The 1,450-nt window shown below is 39.0% G+C and carries 1 protein-coding gene; it reads left to right on the top strand.

Annotated features, from left to right (window positions below):
* The first annotated feature begins 106 nt into the window (after positions 1–106).
* On the top strand, positions 107–1,210 hold the full coding sequence (locus A5875_RS23070; protein WP_088935937.1) for a tyrosine-type recombinase/integrase: 1,104 nt from the start codon (positions 107–109) through the stop codon (positions 1,208–1,210).
* Positions 1,211–1,450 lie beyond the last annotated feature (240 nt).

The following is a 1,450-nucleotide window of genomic DNA, read 5'->3' as shown; positions in this document are numbered from 1 at the left end:
TAAGTTGATCTATCCACTCTTTTTCTTGTTTTTTAAACAGGAAAACCACAAGAAATCACAAAATATGCACCGTCAGTGAAGCCGTCAAATTAGGAGGAAGTATAAGATGCGTAAAGGTGAAAATATTTATCTGCGAAAAGATGGTCGCTGGGAAGGGCGCTTCCCAAAAGGCCGAAAAAACAATGGACGAATCAAATATGGCTATGTGTATGGAAAAAGCTACACAGAAGTAAAACAAAAACTCTATCCGCTTCGTATTCGGTACCAATCGCTGCAACGAATTCAAGGATTTTCTGCCGAATCGTTTGAAGATTGGACAGTAGAATGGCTCAATGAAGTGCAGGATGAGGTCAAACCATCGACACTTTCAAGTTATCGCTACAAACTAACTAAATATGTTCTGCCGGTACTCAATGAAACCCCGTTGAATGAACTGTCGATTGATTCTGGAAGAAGCCTTTTAAAAATATTGCAAGAAAAATTGTCGCGTTCCACTATTCAAGTGATCTTTCGAATCGTAAACAAATGTCTCAATCGCGCCAAAAAAAAGGGCAAAATTCATACCAATCCCTTCTCTGAGCTGACTATTCCCAAGGCGAAACAAAAGAAAGTCCATTCATTATCCTTCTCTGAACAAAAGAAAATCATGGCGGTCGCTGCGAAAGAAAAGAGAGGGTATGGGATTCCGTCACTATTGGCTCTATATTCTGGTATGCGGATCGGGGAAATCGCGGCGCTTCAATGGTCAGACATTGATTTTAATGCCAACTTGATCTATGTGAACCATACGTACCAAAGAATTACAACAAGTCAAGCAGACAAAAGAACGCAATTGATCTTAGCAGATTCCAAAACAGAAGCTTCGGTTCGAATGATTCCGATGGGGAAGACCTTGAAAAAGCTCTTATTGAATCATCGAAAACAATCAAAAGGCTCATTTGTCTTTTCAACCAAGGGTCAACCCTGTGAACCGCGGCTGCTTACGTATCATTTTCATCGAATTCGAGAAAAAGCGGCGCTTGCTCATATCCATTTTCATCAGTTGCGCCATAGTTTTGCGACCCGCTGCTTAGAAATAAATAAAGATATTCCATCGGTCAGTGCACTTTTAGGTCATGCTTCTACTCAGATGACGTTGGATACGTACGTGGATGCCATGTTAGAACAACGATTCCGCGTGATTGATCAATTGGATCGATTGATTAGTTAACTAAATAAGCGAACTATAAATGAAACCATTTTCAAAAAAAGCAACTAATTTTTTGGAGGAGTTCTTTTTTATTTTTATAAGAAAACGCTTTCTTTTGGTGCGGAATATTTTATCAGCTAGCAATGATTCAAAAACGATAATTTTTTTAAAGAAAAAGAATCCGGCGAATTCCGCAAAATAAAATAAGCCGTCGGTTTCCGTCAAAAAGCACTATAACTCCTTGTGTATCAAGGGTTATAG

Source organism: Enterococcus sp. 3H8_DIV0648, assembly GCF_002140655.1.
In the GTDB taxonomy this organism is placed as follows: domain Bacteria; phylum Bacillota; class Bacilli; order Lactobacillales; family Enterococcaceae; genus Enterococcus_A; species Enterococcus_A hulanensis.
Note: the sequence above shows the minus strand (reverse complement) of the source record. Positions and strands in the feature narration are given on the sequence as shown.

Bases quoted from the DNA above. Each gene is read 5' to 3' on its own strand.
- A5875_RS23070 (WP_088935937.1), top strand. From the start codon at position 107: ATGCGTAAAGGTGAAAATATTTATCTGCGAAAAGATGGTCGCTGGGAA.